Origin of the sequence: Limnohabitans sp. 2KL-51 (assembly GCF_003063645.1) — a bacterium.
Classification (GTDB): domain Bacteria; phylum Pseudomonadota; class Gammaproteobacteria; order Burkholderiales; family Burkholderiaceae_C; genus Limnohabitans_A.
In genome coordinates this window covers 61,811-81,986 of record NZ_NESJ01000004.1, presented here as the reverse complement: position 1 = coordinate 81,986, position 20,176 = coordinate 61,811, and the positions used below count along the sequence as shown (strand labels likewise).

Here is a 20,176-nt window from a genome sequence, read left to right as displayed (position 1 = left end):
TATGTTGCTTCAAACTCCCTCTCACCGTCTTTCTGTGGTGGTCCCGATGTTCAACGAGGAGGAACTGGCCCACGACCTGATCGATGCGGTCCAATCGGCCCTGATGTCTTACCCGCACCCGTGGGAGCTTTTGGTGGTCGACGACGGCAGCACGGATGAGACCTGGAAACGTCTGCGCCAGCGTGCCCAGCAAGTGGGTCCACACATTCGAATCATCCGTTTGCTGCGCAATTTTCGTCAGACCGCTGCGATGCAGGCGGGCATCGACATGGCCCGAGGCGATGTGATCGTCACCATGGATGGGGATTTGCAAAATGACCCCCAAGACATCCCCCAGTTGGTCGCTAAATTGCTGTGCGAAGACTTGGACTTGGTCGCCGGCTGGCGTCAAAACCGTCAGGATGGACTGCTGTTGCGCAAAATTCCCTCCAGACTGGCCAATCGCCTCATCAGGCGCGTCAGCGGGCTGGAATTCCAAGACCTGGGCTGTAGCTTGAAAGCCTTTCGCACCGGCGTGTTGCGCAAGATTCGTCTTTATGGCGAGATGCACCGCTTCATCCCCGCCTGGATGGCCACCGTCACCTCCCCTGATCGCATGGCCGAGTTGGCAGTCAGCCACCGCCCTCGAACCAAGGGCCAATCCAAATACGGCATCTCCAGAACCATCCGGGTCCTGGTCGACTTGCTGTCGATCCATTTCTTTTTGAACTTTGGCACACGCCCAGGACACTTCTTTGGCGGACTGGGTTTGTTGGTCAGTGCCGTCGGCACGCTGATCCTGGCTTACCTGGCAGCCATCAAATGGATGGGTGAAGACATCGGCACCCGGCCCCTGATGTTTGTGGGTTTTTTCTGCATCGTCTCTGGTCTGCAATTCATCACCACGGGGGTGTTGTCGGAAATGTTGATGCGCACTTATTTTGACGGGGGGCAGTCGCTGGCTTACCACACCCGGGATTTGACCACCTTGGACGACGACGCAGGATGGCATGCCACACCTTGATTCCACGCCAAGCTTGACTGCCAAGCCACCCATCTGGGCCATCCCTTTGGCCTTGGGTTTGCTGGTGTTCCTGCTGATGGGGCTGGGCCAGCCCCCTTTGTTCGATGTCGACGAAGGGGCTTTCTCCGAAGCAACCCGGGGCCTGTTGTCGTCAGGTGATTGGGGCCACACCACGCTCAATGGTTTGGACCGCTTTGACAAACCGATTGGTGTCTATTGGCTGCAAGCCCTCAGTGGGGTCCTGTTGGGGCCGACCGAGCTGGCCATGCGACTGCCCTCGGCTTTGGCCACCTGGTTGAGCGCACTGGCCCTGTGGAGATTCGTCACTGGCCAATGGGGTGTTCGGACTGGCGCTTGGGCAGCCATCATCCACGTCACCAGTTTTGGCAGCTGGGCCATGGCGCACGCGGCCACGGCGGATGCGGTGCTGGGCATGCTCCTGATGCTCAGCGCCATCGACCTGTGGCGCTACCTGCCAACCGAAGACATGAAGGCATTGCGTCGGCTGGCCTTGTGGGTGGGGGCGGGGCTGCTGGTCAAAGGGCCCGTCGCGCTCTTGATCCCAGCGGCCAGCCTGATCATCCACTGCCTTGTCTCTGGTCAATGGGCTGTTTGCCGCAAAGCGCTGCTCGATGTGCGCGCCTGGCTTTGCATGCTGGCGATTGCCTTGCCGTGGTACGCCTACGCCGTTTGGCGTCACGGCGAGAATTTCGTGCAAGGCTTCATTTTGAAGCACAACGTCGAGCGTTTCACCGCCCCGATGGAAGGGCATGGCGGCCATTGGCTCTACTTCGTGATCGTGGCACCCATTTTGTGGATGCCCTGGACGCCGCTGTTGCTGGCCTGGTGGGGCCGCTGGCAAGCGATCTGGGGCCATGCGCTGACCCGACAAGCCTTGATCTGGACTGTTTTTGTGCTGGTATTTTTCAGTTTTTCCGGCACCAAGCTGCCTCACTACGGCATCTATGCCGCACCCGGGGTCGTGCTGTTGCTGACGGCCGCTTTAGGTCGCATGCGATCTTGGCATGCCGGGCTGTGCGCAGTGACGTTGCTGGCCTGGCAGGCCCTGTTGGTGGGGCTGCCTTGGTTTTGGATGACTTTTCCTGAGCAGGTCCCGCAGGCGCTTAAGTCTATTTTCCAGCATGGCCTGGACCCTTTGCCGCTGGGCTCCATTGCCACCCTCTGGGGCCTGCTGGCGCTGACCCTGCTGATCTGTCGCGCCCGCTTGCCCCGCTTGGGCTTAGCAGACACCCTGTCTGCCATGGCCTTGATCCACGGCACGGTCTTGGCCTTGGTCGTCTGGCCTTGGTGGGCCAACACCCTGCAGGGGCCCATCAAAGCCTTGGGACTGGAAGCGAGAAATTGGCCATCCACAGTGGGGCAAATCGGAGGCAACTGGCCATCTTTCGCCTTTTACCGTCAACAAGCCCTGCTCCCCAAAGGCAATCCAGCAAGCTTGTACTTGGCCCCTGAATCTCAAGTCCAGCCCGGTGCTCGGGTGTGGGCCAAGGACAAGGGCATGGTTTTGTTCCAACCTGAAACGGCTACCCGGCCATGAACACATCCACATCCAGATGGGGGGCAGCCCAGCGGCGCAGCATTTTCCTCTTTGTGGCCGCTTTGGTGGCCGGGTCCGGGTTCTGGAGGCTTACAGCCTCGTGGTGGAGCGGGGCCGGACTTTTTGTCGATGAAGCCCAATACTGGGACTGGTCACGCGATCTGGCTTGGGGCTATTTTTCCAAGCCCCCAGTTTTGCCCTCACTCATGCGGCTGTCCACATGGATCGGCGGCGACAGCCTGACCGGCGTGCGCTGGCTGGTCGTTTTCGTCTGGACGCTGACCCCTTTGGTGATCTGGCGGTTGACGCGGAATATGCTGCGCGATAGCACCTATTTGGACCTACACACACGCTTGATCGCGGGTGCCTGGGCCGCCGCGCTGTGCAGCGCCATGCTGGCCTTTGCGCTGCTGGGGCAGGTGAGCACGACCGATGGCCCCCTTCTTTTTTTCTGGTCCCTGGTCATGTGGTCCTTCTGGCGCGCGCAACAAACGCCGGAGCAGATGGCAGCTTGGGTCCTTGTGGGCCTGTTCCTGGCCTTGGCCATCCTGTCCAAGTACACCGCCATGGCCGCTGGCGCCAGCCTTTTGTGGCTGGCATGGCATCTGCGCCAGCACTTGATCTGGCGGGGCTTGTTGCTGGCCTTCATGGTTTGCGCCGTTGTATTGAGCCCTCATTTGGCCTGGAACCACCGCAATGCTTGGCCCACCCTCAGGCACACCACCGAACTGCTGGGTTCAGGCCAGGGCGCCGAAGCTGCATCGTCTTGGACCTCGGCCTTTTTTTACATCCTCAGCCAAGGTTTGCTCATCGGGCCCGTCGTGCTCGTGGTTGCCCTGCTCTGGCTAATCCTGTACTGGCGCAAAAGCCTGGCACCACCCATGACGACACGCGGACCTGCAGGTCGCCTGTCCTTAATGGATTGGAGCTGGTCTTGGGCGTGGCCGATATGGCTGGCGGGCTTGCTCCAGTCTCTTTGGGGGAAATCCCAAATGAACTGGCCTGCACCGGCTTTGCTTGCACTGGCCATGATGATGGCCTTTTGGCGCGTCAGACGCCCGGCTTTGACATGGTCCGGGCCTTGGCTTGTGTGGATTGCGGGCACCTTGGTGGGTGCCACCATCTCTCTGGCCGGTGACTGGCGGCAGCATCTGATGCCTGGCAGCACGGGTCCGCGCTGGGACCTGTGGTCAAGGGCCAAGGGCTGGGACAGCGCCTTGCTCGCCATGAACCCCTACATAGCCAACTTTCCGACCTTGCAGATCGTCTCCTCGGACCGTGCGCTCATCGCGCATGCTGCCTACGCATGGCGAGACCAGAACCGCCGCGTCCAAGCGTGGACACCCGCCGTGTCCCCTGCGCACCACTACGAAATGGTCAACCCCTACGACCCCAAGCACCCCCAGAATGCCGGGGCCTCAGTGCTGATGATCTCCAACGAGGAAGAACCTTGGGGCCACCCCTGGCTTGAGTTTTTCCCTCACCGGCATCTGCTTTATCGGCACACCGAGGCGGGCAGAACTGTTTTCCTTTGGAAACTGGATCCCCATTGAAACCCCGTTATCGCTCTTGGCTCGCATGGACAGCCCTGTTGCTGGCCTCATGCTTAATGGTCCTGCTCTGGCCCGAATTAGACCTCTGGGTGGCCCAACAGTTCTATGAAGAAAGAGGTACCTTCCCTGCTGGCGATTGGGTGTGGGTCCATGCCACTTACGTCTGGGCACCCCGCATTGGCATGGCCATAACGCTGTGCGCCTTGGTCGTGATTGCGGCTCGCTGGATCCAACCCATACGTGTTCTCAGGGGCGTCTGGCGAAAATCTCTGGCTTGGCTCTTGGTGGTTGTGCTTGGCGTGGGCTTACTGGTCCATGAGGGGCTGAAAAATCAAGTCGGTCGTCCCCGCCCTGCCCACACCATCAGCATGGGTGGGGATGCCCCTTTCATTCCTGCACTGCACAGCAGTCACCTGTGCCAGCGCAACTGCTCGTTCGTCAGTGGCCACGCCGCCATCGGCTTTTGCATCATGACCTTGGGACTGTGGTCAGCGCCCGCAGCACGCAGGCGTTGGTGGATTCTCGGGACACTGGCCGGCACCTTGATTGGTCTAGGACGGATCATGCAGGGAGGGCACTTCCTGAGCGATGTGGTTTTTTCCTTGGTGGCCATTTGGGGCACCAATTTGTTGATCCGCCAAGTTTGGCTCCATTGGCGTCTTCACCAGCTGAAACGCACAAGAAATTTCGTCACTCTAATTGCGCCAGCACGCCACCGATAGAACGTCTCAGAGTTTGCTGAGCAAGGCTTGCCCCATTTGGATGCGCTGCCCAAGCAAGATGCCTGGCGCCAAGGCAAAGCCTTTGGGCACAAACACCAAAATGGTGGAGCCGTGCTCGAACCAGCCCATTTCCTGGCCTTTGACGTAGGCCGCATCACAGGGCATTTCGTTCGGGCCTTTGTAGCGCAGGTTGAGCAACACATCGACCGCATGAAAACGCATGCTGGCCACCAATACCGCCGCCACGGGCACGATCAAGAACGGCACGCCCTCTTGTGTTTGCATGTGCAAGACCGCCCGTTCATTTTTGCAAAACAGCTCCTGTACGCGCGCAAGGGCCACGGGGTTCACATTCCAGGTGTCGCCCGAGATGTAAGTCACATGCTGAAGCTGCACATCGTGCGGCGCATGGAAACGGTGGTACATGCTGCTGGTCAGGCGCAAGGTGATGTAAGTGCCCCCTTCCAGCGCAGCTGTCCAATGCTGGCAGTGCGTGGATGTGCCCAGCAAAGTTTCCAACTGATAAGGGAAACCTTTGGCCTGAAACACCTGGCCCTGCGTGATCGTGCCGCAGGCCCCCACGATGGCATCGCATGGCGAGGTCATGAGCGCAGGGTCCGGGTTGACCACCCGAGCCCCGGGCTTGAGTTCACGCGTGAAGCACGCATGCAAGCTGTCAAATTGCGTGTGCTTGGCGTCACTCAAGTCCAGGTCACTGAACAAGCGCCAAACCGACATGGACAACTTGACCACCCAAGGGTGTCGGATCTGGCTCCACCAGCCCATGAACCGGGTCAGGGTGATGCGCGGGATGCGGTTGGTGAGCAAGAAATTCAGGTCTTCTTGCAGCATCCAGTTTTGAAAAAGTCGACGAATCTTCATCATGTTGTCACTCAATTTGAATAAAAAGAAATTTCATTGACACAAGGAAACTGCTGTGAACCCCACTTGGATCAGTTTGGGCGTACTGGCCGCATTGGCCCCAAGCCTGCATCGGCGCATACAACTTTCGCGTGCCAAGCACCGCTCGCTGGCCGGGCACTCGCGCATGGCCAAACGGCTGGCGCGCTGGTTGCCTGGTTACGGCTTCGATGAGGCTGAATTTTTCGGCTGCGACGGCGCACCCGCAGACATTCAGGCGCAACGCCGCGCGGCCTTTTTTGCCTTGGGCCACACGCTGCAAACGCGCCATCGCCTGAGCATCGAGGCCACTGCGGCGGCACGCGAGAACATCTCGGACATGCAATTCATCGCGGCCTACCGCGTGCCCTTCCAGTTCAGCCCGGTGGTGCGCGAGCACCTGAAGGTCGGCTCGTTCTTGCAATCGGCCCATGGCGTGCACGTCACCGATCTGGACGGTCAGGTTTTTTACGATCTGACAGGCTCTTATGGCGTGAACGTGTTTGGCGCTGACTTTTACAAACGCACCATGGCTGAGGGCATGGCCCGCACCCAAGCGTTGGGCCCAGTGCTGGGTTCTTACCACCCGGTGGTGGCCGACAACGCCGAGCGCCTCAAGACCATTTCCGGCCTGGACGAGGTGTCGTTTCACATGTCGGGCACCGAAGCCGTGATGCAAGCCGTGCGCCTGGCCCGCTACCACACGCGTCGCAAAAACATCGTGCGTTTTTGCGGGGCCTACCACGGCTGGTGGGAGGACGTGCAGCCCGGCCCGGGCAACCCGATGCCACCGCGCGAAACCTACACCCTGAGCGACATGAACGAGCGCAGCTTGCAAGTCTTGCGCACCCGCAAGGACATCGCTTGCGTGCTGATCAACCCCCTGCAGGCGCTGCACACCAACGTGAACGCGCCCGGCGACTCGACCCTGGTGGACAGCAGCCGGCGCGCCGCTTATGACCGCGAGGCTTACACCGCTTGGCTCAAGGCCTTGCGACAGGTCTGCACAGAAAAGTGCATTGCTTTGATATTTGACGAGGTTTTCTTGGGCTTCCGATTGGCCGCCGGGGGCGCGCAAGCCTACTTTGGCGTGCAGGCTGACATGGTCACTTATGGCAAGACCCTGGGCGGTGGATTTCCCGTCGGTGTGGTGTGCGGCAAGCGCGAATGGATGCGCCGATTCAATGAAAAACGCCCAGCCGATATTTGCTTTGCCCGTGGCACCTTCAACGCACACCCTGCGGTCATGGGTGCGATGTCGGTCTTTCTGGAACAACTGGAAACCCCCGAAATCAAGGCCATTTACGAAGGCTTGGACGAGCGCTGGAATGCCCGTGCTGCGCTGTTCAACAGCACCATGCAAACGCATGGCTTGCCCTTGCAAGCGGCCAACATGTCGAGCGTCTGGACACTCTTTTACACCCAGCCCAGCCGTTACAACTGGATGCTGCAGTACTACCTCAGGCTGCATGGATTGGCGCTCAGTTGGGTGGGGACAGGTCGTTTGATCTTCAGCCTCAACTACAGCGATGCCGACTTTGAAGCGGTGCTTCAAAAGTTTGTACTGGCTTGTCAAGACATGCAGCGCGATGGCTGGTGGTGGCATGCCCCTGAGATCACCAACAAATCCATCCGCCGCAGCATCCTCAAGGAAACACTGTTTCGCTGAAGCCAAGCCCCGGTTCACTGATACACAGTGAACCGGGTATTTGAATGCTCAGCGGCCGGTGTGCAGCGTGCTGTCGGCGAAGCGCTCGCCCCGCAACAACTGCCAAGGCGCTCTGTGGTACAGGTAAATGTCGTGGAAGGGATCGGTGATGATCTTGGTCATCCAGACCAGTCCAGTTTGCACGTCGTACAGGAAAAACAAATGCACCGTGCGAAACAGCAAAGCCGCCGCGCCCAAGTACAACCATGCAAAACCCACCGCCCGCAAAAACTCAAACCAGGTGTCATGCACCGGCAGCAAGCCCATGAAGCCAGGATTCATGTAGATGGCCAAAGGCAACAGGGCCCAGACACTCAACAACACCACCTTGCGGCGCAAGTTGTAGCCCACCTTGATCTCTTCCTTGAAGTCGTTGGTGGCTTCATTGACGTGGTCATAGCCCAAGGGTTCAAAGAAGAAGTGACCGGCTTGTCTGGAGGTCATGGAAACCATCCAGGCCAGCAACGCGGCCATGGCCGGATCAATCCACAGCATGCCGTAAGCCACGACAAAAGCCATGGCACTGAGCAAGTGCAGGGACTGGTTGATGCGGCAGTGGTGGTAATAACGGTGATCGTCCCAACGCTGCACTTCCAAAGCTTTCAAAAAATCTTTCACAGAAACCCCTCTTGTTGAATGTATGAAGATCATCATCAATTTGTGTGAAAAATCAGTGACAAGGCTTTTGTCATCAAACTGTTAAAACCTGCGTTCACCATAGGGACATGCAAGAACAAGACAATGCTATTTACTGTGTCGAAAACTTTGTGCCCGCCAATGCCCCACTGCGCATTGCGGTGGTGACCGAAACCTGGCCCCCCGAAGTCAATGGCGTTGCTCTGACGCTTTCGCGCCTGATCCAAGAGCTGAGCCAACGCCAACACACGATCCAGCTCCTGCGCCCCCGGCAAGACCGCCATGAAACCGAAAGCCATCGGGAGGGCTGGAGTGAACTGCTGCTCAAGGGCATGCCCATCCCACGCTACCCCCAGCTCAAGCTGGGGTTCCCCAGTAAAAAGTCACTGGTCCAAGCCTGGAGTCTGCAAAGGCCCGACTTGGTGCACATCGCCACCGAGGGGCCGCTGGGCTGGTCGGCCCTGCAAGCGGCCCGGGTCTTGCGCTTGCCCGTCACCTCCGACTTCAGAACCAATTTTCAAAGCTACAGCAAACACTATGGCGTCGGATGGCTGCAAAAACCCATCGTGGCTTATTTGCGGAAATTTCACAACCGCACCTTGTGCACCATGGTGCCGACCCAAGCCATGCACGACCAGCTCAAGATTTTGGGCTTTCACAACCTCCAGGTGGTGGCCCGCGGCGTGGATACAAAGCTGTTCACACCCGACAAACGCAGCAGCAGCTTGCGCGACCAATGGCACGCTGATGACCAGACCCTGGTCATCTTGTCGGTGGGGCGCTTGGCGGCAGAAAAAAATCTGGATTTGACGGTCAAAACCTACCAGGCTATGAAACAGAACAACCGACCGGTGAAACTTGTTTTTTGCGGCGATGGTCCCTACCGCGCCAAACTCCAAGCCGAGTGCCCAGACGCCATCTTCATGGGCATGGCCACCCAAGCCCAATTGGCCGTGGCCTACGCCAGTGCCGATCTGTTCATGTTCCCCAGCCTCACCGAAACCTTTGGCAATGTGACCTTGGAAGCCCTGGCCAGCGGCACCCCAGTCCTGGCGTTTGACTGCGCCGCCGCCAAAGAAGTCATTGACGACGGACACAATGGTTGGCTCGTTCCGGGGGAAGATGCGCAACGTTTTGTATTGCGCGCCTTGGCCATCACTCAAAAAGCCTCGACCTTGCACGAGGTTCAACTGAACGCAGCGGCCAGCATTCGAAAATGGGAATGGTCCAGCATCGCCACCGAAGTGGAAAACATGTTCCGAAGGGTCCTGACGGGTGCGCTAGCTGAGCGATGAACCCCGCGTTGCACCCCGCTTGACCGACCTGCGGCGCCAAGGCAAAACGGCCAGCCACAAGGGCAGTGACAAGCACAGCATCATGGCCAACAGAGGCCAATCCCAGGCCAGCAGCAGACTGTACAAGCCCAGCATCACCAACACACTCAGGTTTTCGTTGAAGCCCTGCACGGCAATCGAACGCCCAGGCGGCATGATTTTGAGGCCCCGGTGTTGCAACAAGGCATTCATGGGCACCAACAACATGCCACCCGCCCAGCCTGCCGCCAGCATCATGGGCACAGCCAGCCACAAGCTCTGTGTCAGGGCCAAAGCAGGCATCAAGCAAGCCAACACCACGGCCCAGACCCTCTGCCTTCGGGCGCGAAAGATGCGGCAGGTGAGCGCCGCCATGACGGCGCCACCAATCACTCCCAATGCCACCAGACCCTGCAAATACGCCCCGGCCTGCAAAGTCAAGCCGGCCTGCGTCTGCGCCCACACCAGGACCAAGAACTGCAGCACAGCACCCACACCCCAGCTGAGAGTCGTGACCCGCAAAGAAACGCCCCCCAAGGGGTCTCGCCACAGCTTCAAATTGTTGGCCCAAAAAGCCGCCCAACGCATATCCGCCCAAGACCACGCCGATTGCCTGGGCGAGCGCAAGGCATACATCCCACTGTTGAGAACTGCAGAAATCACATACAACAGGCAGATCACGCCCAAACCAAAACCGATTTGGGTTTCAACCAGCCAATCGGTTGTGGCCCAAGCCAAGACATTTTGGGGCCCACCCCCCCCCCAAGACCCAGAGCCCATCAGCCACCCACCCAACACCACACCCCACAACACGGACAACACCACCGACACCTCCAGAAAGGCATTGGCTTTGACCAGACTGGCCGAAGGCACGGTTTCAGTGAGCAAACCATATTTCGCGGGGGCATACACAGAGGCTGCAAAGCCGGTCAGTGCGAAGGCCACCAGAGGGCTGAAGCCAGTCCACAACAAGACGACCGACACCAACTTGAGTAAATTCATCGCCATCATGACGTGGCGTTTTTGAAAGGCATCGGCCACAGGCCCCACCACGCTGGCCAACACCACATAAGACAAAGTGAAGACCATTTTCAGCAGGGGGGCCCACCATGCCGGATAGCCTTGCTCCTGCAAAAAATATATGCCCAGCAACAAAAAGGCGTTGTCTGCCAGCCCACTGAAAAACTGGGCCAGGATCAAAAAAGCAAAGCCCTTAGGCATTCATGAGTTCAGCAGCGGTGGGCGCTTCGGTTGGAAGGCCGAAATCCATCAGTTGCGCCAAATCATTGCGCCTGCCCACACCTTGGTAGGCCACACCCAGTTCACTCAGGGCGTCCGGGTTGTACAGGTTTCTGCCATCCAAAATGAAGGGTTTACGCATCAGGGCCTTCATGGCCTCGAAATCCGGGTTGTGGAAATTTTTCCACTCGGTCAACACCATCAAGGCGTCCGCGCCCTCCAAGGCCTGCATGTCTGAAGTCGCCAATTCAAAGCGCTCCAGCAGATGCGGCTCTTGACTCAAATCGGAACGCAAAGCCTGTAGGGCATGAGGGCCTGCCACAGGGTCAAAGGCACTGACCTGTGCACCACGCAACAACAATTGACGAATCACCACGCGGCTGGGAGCCTCGCGCATGTCATCCGTGTTGGGCTTGAAGGCCAGGCCCCAAACTGCAATTTTCCGACCCGCCAAATCGGGCCCCATGCGCTGCGTCAAGCGGTCCACCAAAATTGTTTTTTGTCGCTCATTGACCAGCTCCGTGGCACTGACCACCGCCATGCTGTGCCCATGAGACTTCGCGGTGTTGACCAAAGCCTGCGTGTCCTTTGGAAAGCAACTGCCCCCATAGCCACAACCCGCGTACAAAAAGCTGTGGCCAATGCGACTGTCAGCCCCAATGCCCCGGCGAATGTGGTCCACATCGGCCCCCAGCACATCGGCCAGGTTGGCCATTTCATTCATGAACGAAATGCGAGCGGCCAACATGGCATTGGCCGCGTATTTGGTCAACTCGGCACTGCGCACATCCATCCACACGGTGCGGGCATGGTGACGGTTGAAACTGGCATACAAATCACCCATCATGCGGCGGCTACGGGCATGGTGCAGGCCCTCATCCACGCCCACCACAATGCGGTCCGGACGCATGAAATCGTCAATGGCGGCGCCTTCTTTGAGGAATTCCGGATTAGAGACGACATCAAACAAATCTGGCGACATGCCCCTGTGCACCAACTCATGCGAAATCGCAGCACGCACTTTGTCGGCCGTCCCCACGGGCACCGTGGATTTATTGACCACCAACTTGAAACCCTTCAGGTTTCGACCAATGGTGGCAGCCACAGCCAAGACGTGCCCCAAGTCGGCCGAACCATCTTCGGCTGGGGGCGTGCCCACGGCAATGAACAGGATGTCGCCATGCTCGATCGCCTCACAGGCATCGCTGGTGAAGCGAATGCGTCCATCGGCCCGATTGCGCGTGAGCAGTTCTTTGAGGCCCGGCTCGTAAATCGGCACGTCGCCTTCTTGCAGGGCACGGATTTTTTCTTCATCCTTGTCCAAGCACACCACTTTGAAACCCAGGTCCGACAAGCATGCGCCTGTGACCAAACCGACATAACCCGAACCGATGACTGTGACACGCATGGCAAACCTCCAAGTTTGCATTGCATGTTCCACCTCATCTGTGAATCCAGCGTGTCATTTCCATGAAGAAATCACGACAACGCTGGCGTGTCTTTCGGGTGAATTCAAAAACCGGGTGTTTTGAACGCCCATCGCCCCGAGGCTCAGCCCAAGTCGACGACCACTCGACTTTGCGGAAACACCAGCTTGAATGTAGAGCCCTGGCCCACCACGCTGTCAATGCGCAACTCACCGCCGTGCCGTTGCATGACGTGCTTGGTGATGGCCAGGCCCAAGCCCGTGCCACCGGTTTCTCTGGAACGGCTGCGGTCCACCCGGTAAAAACGCTCGGCCAAACGCGGCAAATGCTCGGCCGCAATGCCTGGCCCGGTGTCATGGACGGAGAACACCAAGCCCTCTGCCGTGCTGGACCAATGGGTCTGGATGCGTCCTCCCAAAGGGGTGTAGCGGATCGCATTGCTGACCAAATTGGAGACCGCGCTCAACAGCTCCGAACGCGCACCCAGCAAATACACATCGGGCACCGGTGCAAATTCCAATTGGTGCACAGGCCCCTCGCCTTTGTTTGCCATCCATTCCGAGAAGGCCTGCCCTTCTGTGGTCACTTGCAGCATCAAAGCCGCTAAAGAAACCTTTTCCTGGGTGCTGGGCAATTGGCTGCCTTCCAGTTGCGACAGCATCAACAAATCCACCACCAAGGACTGGATACGGTCCGATTGCGCCGACATGAGTTGCAGGTAGTGCTGGGTTTCGTCTTCCCCCAACGGGATGGACTGCAACGTCTCCACAAAGCCGCTGAGCACCGTCAAAGGCGTGCGGATTTCATGCGACACATTGGCCACAAAATCACGGCGCATGGCATCGGCCTGCGCAACGGCCGTGATGTCACGCGTCAAGAGCAGCGAACGTCCCTCACCGTAGGCATGCAACTGCACCGACAGTTTCTGCAGGCTCAAGGCCGAACTGGAGCGGCCCTCAATGACCACCTCTGAAGCGTGGTTGTCTTGCGCAAAATACCGCGCAAACACCGGATCTCGCACCAGGTGCACGATGTGCTGCAGACGGTCTCTTTGTGCATCCAGCCCCAGATGCGCCGCAGCGGTGTCATTGCACCATTCGATGCGGGCTTCATCGTCGAGCAAAATCACGCCATTGGGCGAAGCCTGAATGGCCTGCAAAAAATCCTGCAACTGTTTTTGGTGCACGGCGGCCAGCCTTTGCTGCTGGCGCAGCAAGCGCTGCACGCGCTCAGCGATCTCGCGCCAAACACCCTGCCAAGGTGGGTCTTGGCGCAAAACCGGCGTACTCAGCCATTGCTCGAGCCGGTCCAGCTTCCACTGCAGCATGACGCCGTGAATGACCAAAGCCAACAAGGCCCCGAAAACAGCCCCTAGGGTGCCGCCCAAAAACCAGCCAGGTATTCCCGCCAAGCCCGCAAAAAAGAGCATTTCGAGAAGCGAAAACAACATCAGGAACCTGGCATCAAACGGTGGGATTGGCGGTGAAACGGTAACCCGCACCGCGCACGGTTTCGATCATGTGACCCGCCTCGCCCAGCGACTCGCGCAGGCGTTTGACGTGCACATCCACCGTGCGCTCTTCGATGTAAACGTGGTCGCCCCACACTTTGTCGAGCAAGCCCCCCCGGCTGTGCACCCGCTCGGGGTGACGCATCAGGTAGTGCAACAGCTTGAATTCGGTGGGCCCCACCTTGAGGGGTTTATCGGCCAAGTTGACGCGGTGCGTGTCGGCATCGAGTTGCAAGTCACCCATTTTGACGACGCCTCCCGAAGCCTCGGGTACGCGGCGGCGCAACACCGCACGGATGCGGGCCAGCAGCTCACGCGGTGAAAACGGTTTGACGATGTAATCGTCAGCGCCCGCATCCAGCCCCGCCACCCGGTCGGCCTCGTCACCCCGCGCGGTCAGCATCAGGATAGGCACAGCCTTGGTGCGTGCGGAGGCACGCCATTTGCGCGCCAGGGTCAAGCCACTCTCGCCCGGCAGCATCCAGTCCAGCAAGATGGCGTCGGGCAAGATCTCATCGAGCTCGCGCTGAGCGGTTTCAGCGTCGATGGCCCACACCGGCTGAAAGCCGTTGTGCCGCAAATTCACCGCAATCAACTCAGCGATGGCAGGCTCGTCCTCGACAATCAGAATTCGTGGGATGGTTCTCATAGAACCGCTTTTTCGATGTCGGTCAACGCGGTGTGACGCACATCGGCACCCTTGACCACGTAGATGACAAACTCGGCGATGTTCTTGGCATGGTCGCCAATGCGTTCAATGGCCTTGGCCACAAACAGCAGGTCCAGGCTGGCCGAAATCGTGCGAGGGTCTTCCATCATGTAAGTGATCAGTTTGCGCACAAAACCGTTGAACTCGGCGTCGATCAAATCGTCTTCTTTCAAAATGACCAGCGCGGTGTTCACATCCAGGCGGGCAAAGGCATCGAGTGCTTTGCGCAGCAAGGCGGTCGCCAGATCTGCCGCTACCCGCAACTCAGACGATGGCAAATTGCGAGGGCTGCCCTGCGCCAGGATCTGCTTGACCATGCGCGCGATGCGCTCGGCTTCATCGCCTGCACGCTCCAGGTTACCGGTGATTTTGGAGATGGCCATCAGCAAGCGCAAATCGCGTGCTGTGGGCTGTCGGCGCGCAATGATCGATGCCAACTCGGCATCAATCTCCACTTCCAGCGCGTTGACCTGTCTTTCTGTGGCCACCACTTGGTCGGCCACTTCGGAACTGAACTGGGCCAGCGCGTACACCGCGTGGCGAGTTTGCGATTCAACCAGACCACCCAGCTCCAGAACACGGGAAGAAACGCCGGTGAGTTCGGCATCGAATTGACTTGAAATGTGCTTGTCCATGGTGTGCTCCTGTTCAGCCGAAACGGCCGGTGATGTAGTCTTCGGTTTCCTGCTTGGCTGGCTTCATGAAGATTTGTTCGGTCTGACCAAACTCCACCAGTTCGCCCAAATACATGTAAGCCGTGAAATCAGACACACGCGCAGCTTGCTGCATGTTGTGCGTCACGATGGCCACGGTGTATTCCTTTTTCAACTCGCTCACCAACTCTTCGACCTTGGCAGTCGAAATCGGATCGAGGGCCGAGGTGGGCTCGTCCAACAAAATGACCTTGGGCTTCACGGCCACCGTGCGGGCAATGCACAGGCGCTGCTGCTGACCACCGGAGAGCGACAGGCCGCTTTGACCCAGTTTGTCCTTGACTTCGTTCCAGATGGCCGCTTTGGTCAGGGCCGACTCCACGCGCTCGTCCATGTCAGAGCGGCTCAGGTTCTCGTACAAACGCACACCAAAGGCGATGTTGTCGTAAATGGACATGGGGAACGGCGTGGGCTTTTGGAACACCATGCCAATTTGCGCACGCAGCAAGTTCAGGTCTTGGCCTTTGTCCAGGATGTTTTGGCCATAAAAGTTGATCTGACCCTCTGCACGCTGGCCGGGGTAGAGGCTGTACATGCGGTTGAGCGTGCGCAACAAGGTGGACTTGCCGCAACCGGATGGACCAATGAAGGCAGTCACGCGGTTTTCTGCGATGTTGAGGTTGACGTTTTTCAGGCCTTTGAATTTGCCGTAATAAAAGTCCAGATTACGCACTTCGATGGCGTTGGAGGTCGGTGTCTTGTCAGGCATGTGGATTCCTGTGAATACGAAAAATTTTTTGGGATTGGGATTTCAAATCTGCATCAAACAGATGTTTTTTCCCTGAAAAATACACGGGCCAGGATGTTGAGTACCAACACGGCCAAAGTGACCAGCAAAGCACCGCCCCAAGCCAAGCGGATCCAATTGTCGTAAGGACTCATGGCGAACTGGTAAATCACCACAGGCAAGTTGGCCATGGGCTTGCTCATGTCAGTGCTGAAAAACTGGTTGTTCAAGGCGGTGAACAACAAGGGCGCCGTTTCTCCACTGATGCGGGCAATGGCCAACAGCAGGCCCGTGATCACACCGCTTTTGGCTGCACGCAAAGTCACCGACAACGACACTTTCCAGCGTGGTGCGCCCAAGGCAAAGGCAGCCTCGCGCAAGCTTCCAGGCACCAAGCGCAACATGTTTTCCGTAGTTCGCATGACCACAGGCACAGCGATCAAGGACAAAGCCATGCTGCCGGCATAACCCGAAAAGCGCCCAAAAGTGGCCACGGCGATCGCATAAACAAACAAGCCAATCACAATCGATGGCGCCGACAACATGATGTCGGTCACAAAGCGTGTCAGCTCTGCCGTTTTGCTGTGGTCACCGTATTCGGTCAAGTAAATACCCGCCAAAATACCCACAGGTGTCGCCACCAAAACCGACAAACCCACCATCATCAGGCTGCCCACAATCGCATTGCGCAAACCCCCGCCATCCGTGCCGGGTGCCGGTGTATCTTTGGTCAGCATATCCAAATCCAGGGCAGCAAAGCCGTTGGAAAATAGCACCAGCAAAATCCACAGCAAAACCGTGAGACCCAAAGCCATCGCCACCAAAGAAGTGGCCATGCCCAAAGAGTTGGCGATTTGACGGCGACGGTAAAGCCCTTTATCCATGTTCACAGCCATTTCAGAACCCCTTGGCTTTTTCAGCCCGATTGATCATGATTTTGGCCAAGGCCAAGACCAAAAAGGTGATCACAAACAGCAAGAAGCCGAGTGCAAACAACGAAGACATGTGGAAATCAGCCGCTTCGCCAAATTCGTTGGCCAAGGTCGATGCGATCGACGTGCCCGGTGAGAACAGCGAAGTGGGCATGCGGTTGGCATTGCCAATCACGAAGGTCACCGCCATCGTTTCGCCCAGGGCGCGGCCCAAACCCAGCATGATGCCGCCGATCACCCCTTTTTGGGTGTAAGGCAACACGATCCCGCGCACGACCTCCCAAGTGGTGCAACCCAAGCCGTAAGCCGACTCGCGCAAGATGGGGGGGGTGATTTCAAATACGTCGCGCATCACGGCCGCCACAAAGGGCAAGACCATGAACGCCAAAACAATGCCAGCGGACAAAATGCCCATGCCGTTGGGGGCGCCGCCAAACAAAAAACCGATCAAAGGCATGCCGCTCATCAAGTCGCGCACGGGCACTTGAATGTAGTCGGCAAACAAAGGCGCAAACACAAACAGGCCAAACATGCCGTAAATGATGGAGGGCACGGCGGCCAACAATTCGATGGCAGTCCCCAAAGGGCGGCGCAACCACACTGGGCAGGTTTCGGTCAAAAAGACTGCAATACCAAAAGCCAAGGGAACGGCAATCAACAGCGCAATGCCAGCGCTGGACAAGGTGCCCACGATGGCAAAAGCCGCGCCAAACTGCTCATTGTTCACGTCCCACTCTGAGTACCAGAGAAAAGGCACACCAAACTTGGCAAAAGTGGGCCAAGCATTGACAAACAACGACACGATGATGCCAGCCAAGGCACACAGCACAATCAACGAGAAAAGCTGGGTCGATCGGTGAAACAAAACATCTTGAAACCTTTGGCGCTTGGCCACGGCCAGCATTTTGCTGCTGTCTTGTGCTGTAGAAAGGGAAGTTTGCATGCGGGAGTCCATCCAACAATGACCATCAAAATCAACAGAAAATCCGTCGGTTGAACGTTGTGTCAACCGACGGATCACTGTTCGAAAGCGCCAGAATTACTTCTGGATTTGTGACCAGACGCGTGAACGGATCTGTTCGGTCAGGCTGTCAGGCAAGGCCACGTAGTCCAGATCGGCGGCCATTTTCTTGCCGTTTTTGAAGGACCAGTCGAAGAACTTGAGTGCTTCGTTGGAAGCAGCTTTGTCGGCTGGGTTCTTGTACATGACGATGAAAGAAGCGGTGCTGATGGGCCAGCTGGTGGCGCCTTTGGCGTTCACCATGGACACGCCCATGCCAGGAACGCTGAACCAGTCGGCGCTGGCAGCAGCAGCCGCAAATGTCAAGTCATCGGGGCTGACGTAACGGCCTTCGGCGTTTTGCATTTGCAAGAAGGTCATGTTGTTCTTCTTCACGTAGGCGTACTCCACGTAACCGATCGAGCCTTTGACGCGGTTGACGTTGGCGGCCACACCTTCATTGCCCTTACCACCCACCGAAGTCGCTGCTGGCCACTTGATGGTGGCATTTTTGCCAGGACCGTCAGCCCACTCTTTGCTCACGGCGCTCAAGTAGTCGGTAAAGTTGAATGTCGTGCCCGAACCGTCAGCGCGGTGCACCACGGTGATGATGTCGTTGGGCAGGTTCTTGCCAGGGTTCAAAGCCACGAACTTGGGGTCGTTCCACTTGCTGATCTTGCCGGAGAAAATTTCGGCCAAGATGGGACCTGTCACGCGCAACTCACCTGGCTTGAAGCCGTCCAAGTTCACGATAGGCACGGTGCCACCAATGATCATGGGGAACTGGACCATGGCGTCTTTGTCCAAATCAGCACCCGACAAAGGGGCGTCTGTGGCACCAAAAGTCACGGTCTTGGCGCGGATCTGGCGAATACCACCGGAAGAACCGATCGACTGGTAGTTCAGGCCCACGTTGGTGGCCGCTTTGTAGGCTTCAGCCCACTTGGCGTAGACGGGGAATGGGAAAGTCGCGCCAGCGCCGGTGATGTCGGCAGCCATTGCAGTGGCGGCCACAACGGCCATGCCAACAGCGGCCACGAGGGATTTAAATTTCAGCATTTCAGCTCCTGATGCAGGGTCAAAGAAAATTCTTGCCAACAACCTCTTGCTGCTGACTGCCTTCACTGTAGCCCTCAATTGTGACAAGTTTGTGTCAAATAACCTTGGTTTTTGTGGCAAATGGCGGCGTTCCTTCGGGCCGACTGCCAAAAGCGCGTAACGTCCGCGGCGTTTCAACCCTTTAAACCGTCCAATTCCAGATCCCCTCGTCTGCTGTCAGGGTTTCAAGCGCCACAAAGCGCCGTCCGGCGAATCGCTCAAGAGGTAAACCAGACCGTCTGGGCCGACCCGCACATCGCGGATGCGCCCCACTTGCTGCGTCAGCAAACGCTCTTCGGCCACCACTTTCTCGCCTTCCAGCACCAGGCGCACCAGGCTTTGCCCCCGCAAAGCCCCCAGCAACAGGCTGCCACGCCAGGCCGGGAAGGCATTCCCCTCGTAAAAGGCCAGCCCCGAGGGCGCAATCGAGGGCACCCAAACGTGCAGGGGCTGCTCCATGCCTGTCTGGTGCGTACCCACCCCTATGCGGGTGCCTGTGCCGTAGTTCACGCCATAGGTGATGGTGGGCCAGCCGTAATCGCGTCCACTGCGGATGATGTTGAGCTCGTCCCCACCTTGAGGTCCGTGCTCGTGCGTCCACAACTCGCCCGTTTGCGGGTGAATCGCCGCGCCCTGGATGTTGCGGTTGCCCCGGCTAAACACCTCGGGCATCTGCTTGGCTTGCTGCACAAAGGGGTTGCTGGTGGGCACGCGGCCATCGTCAAGCAATCGGATGACCGACCCAGCATGGTCACGCGGCTTTTGGGCGCGCTCTTCGTCGCCCCGGTCACCCAGGGTCAAAAATACATGTCCCAGGCGGTCAAACACAATGCGCCCACCAAAATGCCGCCCACCCCGCGAGGCAGGCCGCATGGCAAACAGGTTTTGCAAATCCACCAGCCGGTGCCCCTGCAGGCGCGCCCTGACCAAGGCCGTGGCCGATGCGCCGGGTGGACCATCTTTGGGCGCCTGCGCATACGCCAGGTAAATCCAGCCATTTCGGACATGATCGGGGTGCACAGCCACGTCAAACAATCCCCCCTGTCCGTCCACCACGATGTCGGCAGGCAACCCCTCGATCGGGCGTGGGTCAAGCTGAAAGTCGCGACTGATCCGGCGCAAGCGCCCTTCGCGCTCAGTGATCAGCATGTCGCCACCAGGCAACCAGGCCAGCGACCAGGGGTGGCTCAAGCCCTTGACCAGGGTTTGCACCTGAAACGCCACGGGGGTGGGCGTCTGGCGCACCACGTCCTTGGACTGCGTCGGCGCAGCAGATGGGAGAGTTGAGGCCAGGGCAGCGGCCGCACAGCCCCCCAAACAAGCCATGGTGATCATCCGAGAAATTTGTATCTGGTGCATGGTGCTGCCCCCATCAAGTCAAAAAAGTAAATGGATAGCGTGCAAGTCAACAGTTTCGACACAGCATTC

At 58.2% G+C, this 20,176-nt stretch carries 18 protein-coding genes; 6 read left to right on the top strand and 12 right to left on the bottom strand.

The features are described from left to right. Window position 1: 1 nt before the first annotated feature. Genes B9Z49_RS04945 through B9Z49_RS04930 form a run of 4 tightly spaced genes read left to right on the top strand, consistent with a single transcriptional unit; the run spans window position 2 to window position 4,836 of the window. The gene (locus tag B9Z49_RS04945) at window positions 2-1,003 is read left to right on the top strand and encodes a glycosyltransferase family 2 protein (RefSeq protein ID WP_108352334.1); all 1,002 of its coding nucleotides are present in this window, start codon (window positions 2-4) and stop codon (window positions 1,001-1,003) included. Beyond that, on the top strand, window positions 990-2,561 hold the full coding sequence (locus tag B9Z49_RS04940) for a glycosyltransferase family 39 protein (protein WP_108352333.1): 1,572 nt from the start codon (window positions 990-992) through the stop codon (window positions 2,559-2,561). The genes B9Z49_RS04945 and B9Z49_RS04940 overlap by 14 nt, the downstream gene beginning before the upstream one ends. Continuing rightward, a complete protein-coding gene (locus tag B9Z49_RS04935; RefSeq protein WP_108352332.1) occupies window positions 2,558-4,114 on the top strand; it encodes a glycosyltransferase family 39 protein in 1,557 nt (518 codons plus the stop codon). Before B9Z49_RS04940 ends, B9Z49_RS04935 begins: the two co-directional genes overlap by 4 nt. 56 nt (window positions 4,115-4,170) lie before the next feature. Continuing rightward, window positions 4,171-4,836, top strand: coding sequence for a phosphatase PAP2 family protein (locus B9Z49_RS04930; RefSeq protein WP_108352331.1), 666 nt, complete (start codon window positions 4,171-4,173; stop codon window positions 4,834-4,836). A 6-nt stretch (window positions 4,837-4,842) separates the two neighbouring features. On the opposite strand, the gene asd is transcribed toward B9Z49_RS04930, so the two are convergent. Then, window positions 4,843-5,721: an archaetidylserine decarboxylase gene (gene asd / locus B9Z49_RS04925; RefSeq protein ID WP_233254509.1), complete on the bottom strand. Its 879-nt coding sequence runs from the start codon at window positions 5,719-5,721 to the stop codon at window positions 4,843-4,845. A 52-nt stretch (window positions 5,722-5,773) separates the two neighbouring features. Here asd and B9Z49_RS04920 point away from each other — a divergent pair, with 52 nt between their 5' ends. After that, window positions 5,774-7,405 carry an aminotransferase class III-fold pyridoxal phosphate-dependent enzyme gene (locus tag B9Z49_RS04920; RefSeq protein WP_108352330.1) on the top strand — a complete coding sequence of 544 codons (1,632 nt, stop codon included), beginning with the start codon at window positions 5,774-5,776 and terminating at the stop codon, window positions 7,403-7,405. A 48-nt stretch (window positions 7,406-7,453) separates the two neighbouring features. On the opposite strand, the gene B9Z49_RS04915 is transcribed toward B9Z49_RS04920, so the two are convergent. Beyond that, window positions 7,454-8,062, bottom strand: a complete 609-nt coding sequence (locus tag B9Z49_RS04915; RefSeq protein ID WP_108352329.1) for a hypothetical protein — start codon at window positions 8,060-8,062, stop codon at window positions 7,454-7,456. Window positions 8,063-8,169: 107 nt separating this feature from the next. On the opposite strand from B9Z49_RS04915, the gene B9Z49_RS04910 reads away from it, so the two are divergent. Continuing rightward, window positions 8,170-9,375 (top strand): glycosyltransferase family 1 protein, encoded by a 1,206-nt coding sequence (locus B9Z49_RS04910; RefSeq protein WP_108352328.1) that lies wholly within the window; start codon window positions 8,170-8,172, stop codon window positions 9,373-9,375. On the opposite strand, the gene lplT is transcribed toward B9Z49_RS04910, so the two are convergent. The 10 genes from lplT to B9Z49_RS04860 form a co-directional block, all read right to left on the bottom strand. Then, the gene (lplT, locus tag B9Z49_RS04905) at window positions 9,361-10,614 is read right to left on the bottom strand and encodes a lysophospholipid transporter LplT (RefSeq protein ID WP_108352327.1); all 1,254 of its coding nucleotides are present in this window, start codon (window positions 10,612-10,614) and stop codon (window positions 9,361-9,363) included. The two genes, B9Z49_RS04910 and lplT, sit on opposite strands and share 15 nt — an antisense overlap. Further along, on the bottom strand, window positions 10,607-12,040 hold the full coding sequence (locus tag B9Z49_RS04900) for a UDP-glucose/GDP-mannose dehydrogenase family protein (RefSeq protein WP_108352526.1): 1,434 nt from the start codon (window positions 12,038-12,040) through the stop codon (window positions 10,607-10,609). Before B9Z49_RS04900 ends, lplT begins: the two co-directional genes overlap by 8 nt. A 143-nt stretch (window positions 12,041-12,183) precedes the next feature. Further along, window positions 12,184-13,509 (bottom strand): phosphate regulon sensor histidine kinase PhoR, encoded by a 1,326-nt coding sequence (phoR, locus tag B9Z49_RS04895; RefSeq protein ID WP_108352326.1) that lies wholly within the window; start codon window positions 13,507-13,509, stop codon window positions 12,184-12,186. 13 nt (window positions 13,510-13,522) lie between these two features. Then, window positions 13,523-14,218 (bottom strand): phosphate regulon transcriptional regulator PhoB, encoded by a 696-nt coding sequence (gene phoB / locus B9Z49_RS04890; RefSeq protein WP_108352325.1) that lies wholly within the window; start codon window positions 14,216-14,218, stop codon window positions 13,523-13,525. Beyond that, window positions 14,215-14,913 carry a phosphate signaling complex protein PhoU gene (gene phoU, locus B9Z49_RS04885; protein WP_108352324.1) on the bottom strand — a complete coding sequence of 233 codons (699 nt, stop codon included), beginning with the start codon at window positions 14,911-14,913 and terminating at the stop codon, window positions 14,215-14,217. Before phoU ends, phoB begins: the two co-directional genes overlap by 4 nt. A gap of 13 nt (window positions 14,914-14,926) precedes the next feature. After that, window positions 14,927-15,700 (bottom strand): phosphate ABC transporter ATP-binding protein PstB, encoded by a 774-nt coding sequence (pstB, locus tag B9Z49_RS04880; protein WP_108352323.1) that lies wholly within the window; start codon window positions 15,698-15,700, stop codon window positions 14,927-14,929. Window positions 15,701-15,753: 53 nt separating this feature from the next. Then, window positions 15,754-16,602 (bottom strand): phosphate ABC transporter permease PstA, encoded by an 849-nt coding sequence (gene pstA, locus B9Z49_RS04875; protein ID WP_369913470.1) that lies wholly within the window; start codon window positions 16,600-16,602, stop codon window positions 15,754-15,756. 13 nt (window positions 16,603-16,615) lie between these two features. Continuing rightward, window positions 16,616-17,593: a phosphate ABC transporter permease subunit PstC gene (gene pstC, locus B9Z49_RS04870; RefSeq protein WP_233254508.1), complete on the bottom strand. Its 978-nt coding sequence runs from the start codon at window positions 17,591-17,593 to the stop codon at window positions 16,616-16,618. 96 nt (window positions 17,594-17,689) lie between these two features. Next, complete coding sequence (pstS, locus tag B9Z49_RS04865; protein ID WP_108352320.1) at window positions 17,690-18,709, bottom strand: phosphate ABC transporter substrate-binding protein PstS; 1,020 nt, start codon at window positions 18,707-18,709, stop codon at window positions 17,690-17,692. A gap of 216 nt (window positions 18,710-18,925) precedes the next feature. Continuing rightward, the gene (locus B9Z49_RS04860) at window positions 18,926-20,107 is read right to left on the bottom strand and encodes a PQQ-dependent sugar dehydrogenase (protein ID WP_233254507.1); all 1,182 of its coding nucleotides are present in this window, start codon (window positions 20,105-20,107) and stop codon (window positions 18,926-18,928) included. Window positions 20,108-20,176 lie beyond the last annotated feature (69 nt).

Excerpts from the sequence above, each read along its gene's own strand:
- B9Z49_RS04945 (WP_108352334.1), top strand. The coding sequence starts at position 2 with ATGTTGCTTCAAACTCCCTCTCACCGTCTTTCTGTGGTGGTCCCGATG.
- B9Z49_RS04940 (WP_108352333.1), top strand. The coding sequence starts at position 990 with ATGCCACACCTTGATTCCACGCCAAGCTTGACTGCCAAGCCACCCATC.
- B9Z49_RS04935 (WP_108352332.1), top strand. The coding sequence starts at position 2,558 with ATGAACACATCCACATCCAGATGGGGGGCAGCCCAGCGGCGCAGCATT.
- B9Z49_RS04930 (WP_108352331.1), top strand. The coding sequence starts at position 4,171 with ATGGTCCTGCTCTGGCCCGAATTAGACCTCTGGGTGGCCCAACAGTTC.
- asd (WP_233254509.1), bottom strand. The coding sequence starts at position 5,721 with ATGATGAAGATTCGTCGACTTTTTCAAAACTGGATGCTGCAAGAAGAC.
- B9Z49_RS04910 (WP_108352328.1), top strand. The coding sequence starts at position 8,170 with ATGCAAGAACAAGACAATGCTATTTACTGTGTCGAAAACTTTGTGCCC.
- lplT (WP_108352327.1), bottom strand. The coding sequence starts at position 10,614 with ATGCCTAAGGGCTTTGCTTTTTTGATCCTGGCCCAGTTTTTCAGTGGG.
- B9Z49_RS04900 (WP_108352526.1), bottom strand. The coding sequence starts at position 12,040 with ATGCGTGTCACAGTCATCGGTTCGGGTTATGTCGGTTTGGTCACAGGC.
- phoR (WP_108352326.1), bottom strand. The coding sequence starts at position 13,509 with ATGTTGTTTTCGCTTCTCGAAATGCTCTTTTTTGCGGGCTTGGCGGGA.
- phoB (WP_108352325.1), bottom strand. The coding sequence starts at position 14,218 with ATGAGAACCATCCCACGAATTCTGATTGTCGAGGACGAGCCTGCCATC.
- phoU (WP_108352324.1), bottom strand. The coding sequence starts at position 14,913 with ATGGACAAGCACATTTCAAGTCAATTCGATGCCGAACTCACCGGCGTT.
- pstB (WP_108352323.1), bottom strand. The coding sequence starts at position 15,700 with ATGCCTGACAAGACACCGACCTCCAACGCCATCGAAGTGCGTAATCTG.
- pstA (WP_369913470.1), bottom strand. The coding sequence starts at position 16,602 with ATGGATAAAGGGCTTTACCGTCGCCGTCAAATCGCCAACTCTTTGGGC.
- pstC (WP_233254508.1), bottom strand. The coding sequence starts at position 17,593 with ATGCAAACTTCCCTTTCTACAGCACAAGACAGCAGCAAAATGCTGGCC.
- pstS (WP_108352320.1), bottom strand. The coding sequence starts at position 18,709 with ATGCTGAAATTTAAATCCCTCGTGGCCGCTGTTGGCATGGCCGTTGTG.
- B9Z49_RS04860 (WP_233254507.1), bottom strand. The coding sequence starts at position 20,107 with ATGCACCAGATACAAATTTCTCGGATGATCACCATGGCTTGTTTGGGG.